Genomic DNA, 6619 nt, shown 5'->3' with positions numbered 1-6619 from the left:
TTTCATCTTGCCAGAAATGGCCGCTCCTTTCTCATCTATTTTGCGCTTCTCGCAATAAAATTACTCTCCGGTGTTTCGTTTTGCAAGAACCTCATAAGGCTTACCAAATAATGAGGCGTAACCAACGTAAGATTTACCCGACATGACCAATGCATAACCGGGATGGGCGCGGTCCAAGATCGTGCCCAAAGGCCGCTCGCCATTGGGCTTTTTGATCGAGCTAGTAATCCTGATCAGGTCGTCGCCACTTTTAACGAACACAGTAGCCGCCACACCGGTTTCAGCGGTAAATTTGTCCAATAATCCAAAGTTTAGATTTAAGTCGGTCGAACCGCTTTTTAATACGGGCGTCAATTTGCCCATCACGTCAACTGAACGACCGGCATCGATCGTAATATTGCTATGGAAAATTTGTCGCAGTTTTGTTGCCGCCTGACCTACCTGTTTTCGTAATGAAATAAATTTTTTCATGATTAAGTTCTTTCGCTTTAAACTGGGCTGGAGGAGTCTGGCTAGGCTTTACTACGAAATTGGTTTGGACAACGTATACATCAACATTAGCAACATTAAGATTTTTATAACTCTGTCATGATTTACCTGAAAATACAACTATGTAACAGAATGTAATTGCAATATTTTATGTCTACGGTGTTATTCAAACACTAAAAATAGTTAACAATAAAAAACCCATTCGTTTGATATGTATCAACGAGTGCGGGTTGTTACTTATGCATACTTCGGATGTCTTACAAGTTACCGTGACCGCATCTGCTGCCATCGCTGATTCCGTATCAGTTAGTTTGACGCTGCGTGCATTGTTGCTAACGACGAGATGACTTTCTCAATCGAGATGCCGAGCGCTTGTCAGCTTCACGATCGTGATTAAATCTCCACACTAAGCGCGTTAATGCACAAAGAAATAGCGTTTTGGCGATATAGCATGAGCTCTTCAAACGATATGAACCGATATCGCAGTCACACAATCGTTCCAGTGCACCAGCGTGTCACAAAGACAAATAACTGATCGAATAGGCATCGTCATGTTGGACAAGTCAGTCTTCCTAAAGTACAAGTGGAAAATAGTGGCTGGCTTGATTGTCGCCAGCTTGTTTTTCGCCTTTTTGACGATCTGGTGGCGTGGACCACAAGTCTTCGTAGTCAGCGTTGTACGGCGAGATTTTGTTCAGTCAGTGGTTGCCAGTGGCCATGTCGAGACACCGCACCGGGTCGATATCGGAGCACAAATCACAGGCACCGTCGTCAGGGTGCCTGTGATCGAAGGGCAAACGGTAAAAGCGGGCGATGTCTTAATTGAGCTTGATACGGCAGAGTTGCTTGCAAATGAGCGTCAGGCGCGATCTGCTTCAGTACAAGCGCAGACCCGTGTCCGTCAGTTGCGTGAGGTGCAGGCGCCAGTTGCCGAGCAGGCATTGCGTCAGGCACAAGTCAGTCTGGATAATTCAAAAGCCACATTGAAGCGTAATCAGGATTTATTCCAGCAGGGCTTCATTGGAGCCGCTGCTCTGGACGATGTGCGTAAGGCGGCTGAACTTGCCGATGCGCAGCAACGGACGATGCAAAAGCAGTTAGAAACGACACGTCCATCGGGTAGTGATTTTGCCTTGGCAGAAGCGAATCTGATCGGTGCCAATGCCAACGCAGATGCAGCGAGCGCGCGCGTCAAATACGCAAGAATCATTACTCCTGTGGGTGGGATATTAATCAGTCGTGCGGTTGAGGTGGGTGATGTAGTGCAGGCCGGTAAAGTGTTAATGACCTTATCTCCGGATGGACGTGCACAATTGGTTGTACAAATTGATGAGAAAAATCTTCGCTTGTTAGTCTTGAATCAAACAGCGATTGCTTCTGCAGATGCATACCCTAAGTTGCTTTTTCCGGCAGCATTGGTCTATATCAATCCCAGTATCAATGTTCAGACCGGAGCGGTTGAAGTCAAACTCGATGTATCGAATCCGCCTCAGGTATTAAGACAAGATATGACGGTCTCGGTTGATATTGAAGTCGCACGCCGGCCTCACGTGTTGTTAGTTCCTGTCAGCGCTTTAACAGAAAGTGATAAAGATCCTCCATCCGTGTTGAGAGTAGAGCAGTACCATGCCATACGACGCGCGGTCAGTACCGGTCTTCGTAGCGGGGGATTGGTTGAAGTACTCAGCGGTGTGGATGAGGGCGACCTCGTTCTTGCATCACCGGGCACGATCAAGTCAGGCGCGCGGGTACGGGTCATTGCATCCGACACGTCAAAGGCTAAAGTGGAAACCAATCTGCTTGGTACTGTGATGAGCAGCCCGGCTTCGAATTCAGCTGCGAGTCTGCCCGCCAATTCCGCCAATAAGCCAGTAGCACAATGAGGGGTGAGTAATGTTAACAGCCTGGCTTCCGTTTGAATGGATTGTTGCTATTCGCTTCTTGCGGGAGGGGCGGCTACAGACCGTATTTATTATTGCGGGCGTCGCGATCGGGGTTGGCGTAATTGTGTTTATGTCCGCTTTGCTCAGTGGCTTGCAGTCTAACTTTATCAAGCGTGTTTTATCAGCACAAGCCCATATTCAACTATTGCCTCCGCAGGAAGTCACCCGTCCGTTACGACCAATTGTAATTTCAGCGAATGCCGAAGTCGAAGGCGCGATTATTCAACCACCCTTGCAAAGAATAAAGTCGATTGATCAATGGCAAGCCGTGGCAACACAGATACGTGCCATGCCCGATGTCCTCGTGGTATCGCCGGTAGCTGGCGGATCGGCCCTCGTTGTGCGTGGTAGCGTCAGTCATGCGATTACGGTCAGCGGGATCGAGCCTGACTTGTATTATCGGATAGTGGATATCAATGACAAAATAGTACGAGGAAAATCGAGTATTTCAGGGGCAGAGATACTGATCGGGACAGAATTAGCCAGCGACTTGGGCGTCGACGTGGGGGATAAATTATTGATTTCGACAGCGAGTGGTGCGACCAGCACGCTCACAATTGCTGGGATTTTTGATTTGGGGAATAAAGGCGCAAATCAGCGCAATACGTTTATCGCATTGCATACCGCGCAAAGCCTGTTAGGTTTGCCAGGCGGCGTATCCAGTCTTGAAGTCACTGTGCGGGATGTTTATGCTGCGGAAGTGATTGCGCAACAGATTACTGCCGCGACCGGTGTAGAGGCAGACAGCTGGATTAAAACCAGTGCCCAATTTTTTGCCGCCGTCAGTGCGCAAACTACTGCCAACACGGCAATACGGTTTTTTGTTGGTTTGTCGGTCGCGTTCGGGATTGCGAGTGTGCTGGTTGTCGTGGTGGTTCAAAAGTCACGAGAGATCGGAATACTGCGCGCCATGGGGATTTCTCAAGGACAAATACTCAGAGTGTTTTTATTGCAAGGCGGCGTACTTGGTCTCGGCGGTGCGGTCGCAGGCTGTGCTATTGGTGCTATGGCCTTGGTGTTGTGGCAGCGGTACGCGCGAAATGCTGACGGCACGGCCTTATTCCCCCTACAGTTTGATCCGGCTTTATTCATTACCGCATTATTACTGGCAACGATGACCGGACTGCTCGCCGCTTTTGCCCCGGCTTTAAGAGCGGCTCGTCTTGACCCGGTAGTGGCGATCGGTGGCTGATATGACCTCTCCATCCAATGTGACTAATCCCCTACCGGAGTTGTCTGCTTCCCCGGAAAAATTGCCAGTTGGCGACATCGTTGTACAACTACGTGGCGTCCGAAAGACATTCAATATAGGAACCCCGATTGCGACAGAAGTACTGCATGGTATTGATCTCACCTTACATCAAGGTGAATTTTGTGCTGTAATGGGACCCTCCGGTTCTGGCAAAAGTACCTTGCTCAATATCGTCGGGCTACTGAATCGTCCGTCAGCGGGAACAATTGCGATCTGTGGCGAAGAGACGACTGCACTTGATGACAAAGCGGTGACTCGTTTGCGAGGTCACAATATTGGTTTTGTCTTTCAATACCATCATCTGATTACCGCATTCACTGCACTCGAAAATGTCATGATGCCGATGCTAGGTGCCGAGGAATTTCCGAACAAGCAAATGCAGGAGCGCGCAGCAGCTTTACTCGGCGATGTGGGTCTGACAAACTGGCAAAATAATCTGGCGGGCAATCTAAGCGGAGGACAGCAGCAACGCGTCGCATTAGCACGTGCGCTCGCGATGAATCCGGCTTTGCTGCTAGCCGATGAGCCGACGGGTAATCTTGATACCAAAAGCGCTGATGAAGTTTTTAACTTATTGCGGCGTTTTAATCACGAACAAAAAACGACAATTTTATTTGTGACCCACAATCCTGACCTGGCTAGCCGCTGTGACAAAACAATACAGGTAATTGACGGCCTGGTTACTGGTTAGCGACTATCCTTATCAGAGACCAGGCAGCGCTCAGGATTCTTGTTCCGGTGCGATTGCGAGCTGGATGTCTTCGCGTTTTAACTCTGGTGCAAATTGCAAAATAAAATCCAGAATATAGCTGCGCAGATAAGCACCACGGCGTACTGCCAGGCGCGTTACGTTGGGGGCAAACAAATGGCTGGCAGGCAGCGCTTTTAAGGCGCTGTAACGCTGATTTGCCGGATTGACGGCGCCATTGGTATCGTTGCCACTTTCTACCGCCATTTCTGCCACCAGACCTACGCCCAATCCCAGCGCTACGTATTGCTGAATCACGTCCGAATCCATCGCCGTCAGCACGATGTCTGTGCGCAAACCAGCTTGTTTAAATGCCTGATCAATATGGCCGCGGCCGGTAAAGCCGACGTCGTAAGTGATCAAAGGGTAATTCGACAAATCTTCCAGCGTGATGGGCGTCTGATTGAACTGAGTTTTGCGCAGCAGCGGATGGCCGTCTGGCACGACGATTACGTGATTCCATTGATAGCAAGGGAAAGAGACTAAATCTTTAAATTGTGACAGACCTTCAGTCGCAATCCCCACATCGGCCTTACCTGATAAAACCCATTCGGCGATATGTTCTGGCGAGCTTTGCTGGAGTGCGATGCGCACATCGGGAAAACTATTTCTAAATCCTTGTACTACTTTCGGCAGCACATAGCGCGCTTGCGTATGCGTGGTCGCAATCGTTAGCGTGCCTTTGGTCTGATCAGAATAATCATCACCGGCTTGCTTCAGATTTTCTGCCTCTAGCAACAGACGTTCGATGATGTGCAAAATGCCTTTGCCTGGCTCAGTCAATCCGGTCAGGCGTTTGCCGTTACGCTCGAAGATATCAACGCCGAGTTCTTCTTCCAGCTCACGGATTTGACGACTGACGCCTGGCTGTGAGGTGAATAAAACATTCGCCACTTCAGTCAGGTTATAGCCGCAACGAGCAGCTTCGCGGATAGAGCGTAATTGTTGGAAGTTCATGATTTTTCTTACTATAAAATTTGTAGGAGCTTCTAAAAATTTCATTATCGGGATACAGAGCAAGATCTATCCCGTAGCAATACGTCGGTATTGCGAGGAGATACAACGCCGCGATGCGCCCTAGAATGGGATTTTTAGGAGTCTCCCGACGTCTGATCGACAAAGACAGCCAATCGTCTGGGTTTGACTACCAGGATTTCACCGACTTTGAGTTTGAGCTGGTTATAGCGCTCGCTAGAGATCATGGCCTCTAGCAAATCGCCATTGTCGTCACGCTCTAGCTCCAGTTGCGCCAACGGTCCTATGCTGTGTACGCGGCGTAATTGCACCACCAGACCATCCGCACCGGGTGAATAGCGATCAATTTCCAGCTCATGCGGACGGACATAACCAATACCTGTCGCGTCACGGGTCGTCGCATGATCTGGTGCATCAAAAGCAACACCACCAGCATCCAACGTGCCTTCATGGATACGACCACGGAACAAGTTAACGTTCCCCAAAAAGCCGTACACAAAAGGCGACGCCGGATTTTGGTAGACCGCTGCCGGCGCACCGATTTGTTCGACCTTGCCTTGATTCATCACGACGATTTTGTCGGCGACTTCCAAGGCTTCTTCCTGATCATGCGTGACAAAAATACTGGTCACATGCAGATCATCATGCAAGCGCCTTAACCAGCGACGCAGCTCTTTACGCACCTTGGCATCTAGCGCGCCAAACGGTTCATCCAGCAGCAAGACGCGTGGTTCTACCGCCAACGCACGCGCCAGCGCAATCCGTTGTCGCTGCCCGCCAGATAGCTGCGGTGGATAGCGATCTGCCAGCCAATCGAGCTGGACCAGGTCGAGTAATTTATGGACTTTCTCTTTAATCACAGCGTCCGAGGGGCGCAAGGCTCGTGGTTTTACTCGCAAGCCAAATGCAATATTTTCAAAAATCGTCATGTGCTTAAACAGCGCATAGTGCTGGAACACAAAACCCACCTGGCGTTCACGCACATGCTGCGCCGATGCGTCCTGACCATCTAACAATACTTGTCCTGCATCGGCATGTTCCAGCCCGGCGATGATGCGTAACAGCGTAGTTTTTCCGCAGCCAGACGGACCTAAGAGCGCGGTTAATTCACCGCTAGGAAATTCGAGCGATACGTCATTAAGCGCGGTAAAGCTGCCGAATTTTTTTTGTAAATGTTGTACTGCGATACTCATGACTTACTCCTGAATTCTT

6 protein-coding genes are annotated in these 6619 nt (G+C 49.6%); 3 read left to right on the top strand and 3 right to left on the bottom strand.

What is annotated here, in order from left to right; genetic code table 11:
• Positions 1–60: 60 nt before the first annotated feature.
• The gene (locus AAKU61_RS18075; RefSeq protein WP_354334517.1) at positions 61–471 is read right to left on the bottom strand and encodes a Cache 3/Cache 2 fusion domain-containing protein; all 411 of its coding nucleotides are present in this window, start codon (positions 469–471) and stop codon (positions 61–63) included.
• Positions 472–1040: 569 nt separating this feature from the next.
• Between AAKU61_RS18075 and AAKU61_RS18070 the strand changes: the two genes are divergently transcribed.
• Genes AAKU61_RS18070 through AAKU61_RS18060 form a run of 3 tightly spaced genes read left to right on the top strand, consistent with a single transcriptional unit; the run spans position 1041 to position 4375 of the window.
• On the top strand, positions 1041–2372 hold the full coding sequence (locus tag AAKU61_RS18070) for an efflux RND transporter periplasmic adaptor subunit (protein WP_354334515.1): 1332 nt from the start codon (positions 1041–1043) through the stop codon (positions 2370–2372).
• Between the two features lie 10 nt (positions 2373–2382).
• Positions 2383–3624, top strand: coding sequence for an ABC transporter permease (locus AAKU61_RS18065; RefSeq protein WP_354334513.1), 1242 nt, complete (start codon positions 2383–2385; stop codon positions 3622–3624).
• A 1-nt stretch (position 3625) separates the two neighbouring features.
• On the top strand, positions 3626–4375 hold the full coding sequence (locus AAKU61_RS18060; protein WP_354334511.1) for an ABC transporter ATP-binding protein: 750 nt from the start codon (positions 3626–3628) through the stop codon (positions 4373–4375).
• 30 nt (positions 4376–4405) lie between these two features.
• Here the strand turns inward: AAKU61_RS18060 and AAKU61_RS18055 are convergent, their stop codons facing one another.
• Both AAKU61_RS18055 and AAKU61_RS18050 read right to left on the bottom strand, forming a co-directional pair.
• Positions 4406–5389: a CysB family HTH-type transcriptional regulator gene (locus AAKU61_RS18055; protein ID WP_354334509.1), complete on the bottom strand. Its 984-nt coding sequence runs from the start codon at positions 5387–5389 to the stop codon at positions 4406–4408.
• A gap of 134 nt (positions 5390–5523) precedes the next feature.
• Positions 5524–6600, bottom strand: coding sequence for a sulfate/molybdate ABC transporter ATP-binding protein (locus AAKU61_RS18050; protein ID WP_354334507.1), 1077 nt, complete (start codon positions 6598–6600; stop codon positions 5524–5526).
• Positions 6601–6619 lie beyond the last annotated feature (19 nt).

The sequence above is a fragment of the Undibacterium sp. GrIS 1.2 genome (assembly GCF_040544435.1).
Lineage (GTDB): Bacteria > Pseudomonadota > Gammaproteobacteria > Burkholderiales > Burkholderiaceae_D > Undibacterium.
This window is presented reverse-complemented; position numbering and strand designations above follow the sequence as displayed.

Coding starts and splice junctions, on each gene's coding strand:
- AAKU61_RS18065 (WP_354334513.1), top strand. CDS start 2,383: ATGTTAACAGCCTGGCTTCCGTTTGAATGGATTGTTGCTATTCGCTTC.
- AAKU61_RS18055 (WP_354334509.1), bottom strand. CDS start 5,389: ATGAACTTCCAACAATTACGCTCTATCCGCGAAGCTGCTCGTTGCGGC.
- AAKU61_RS18075 (WP_354334517.1), bottom strand. CDS start 471: ATGAAAAAATTTATTTCATTACGAAAACAGGTAGGTCAGGCGGCAACA.
- AAKU61_RS18050 (WP_354334507.1), bottom strand. CDS start 6,600: ATGAGTATCGCAGTACAACATTTACAAAAAAAATTCGGCAGCTTTACC.
- AAKU61_RS18070 (WP_354334515.1), top strand. CDS start 1,041: ATGTTGGACAAGTCAGTCTTCCTAAAGTACAAGTGGAAAATAGTGGCT.
- AAKU61_RS18060 (WP_354334511.1), top strand. CDS start 3,626: ATGACCTCTCCATCCAATGTGACTAATCCCCTACCGGAGTTGTCTGCT.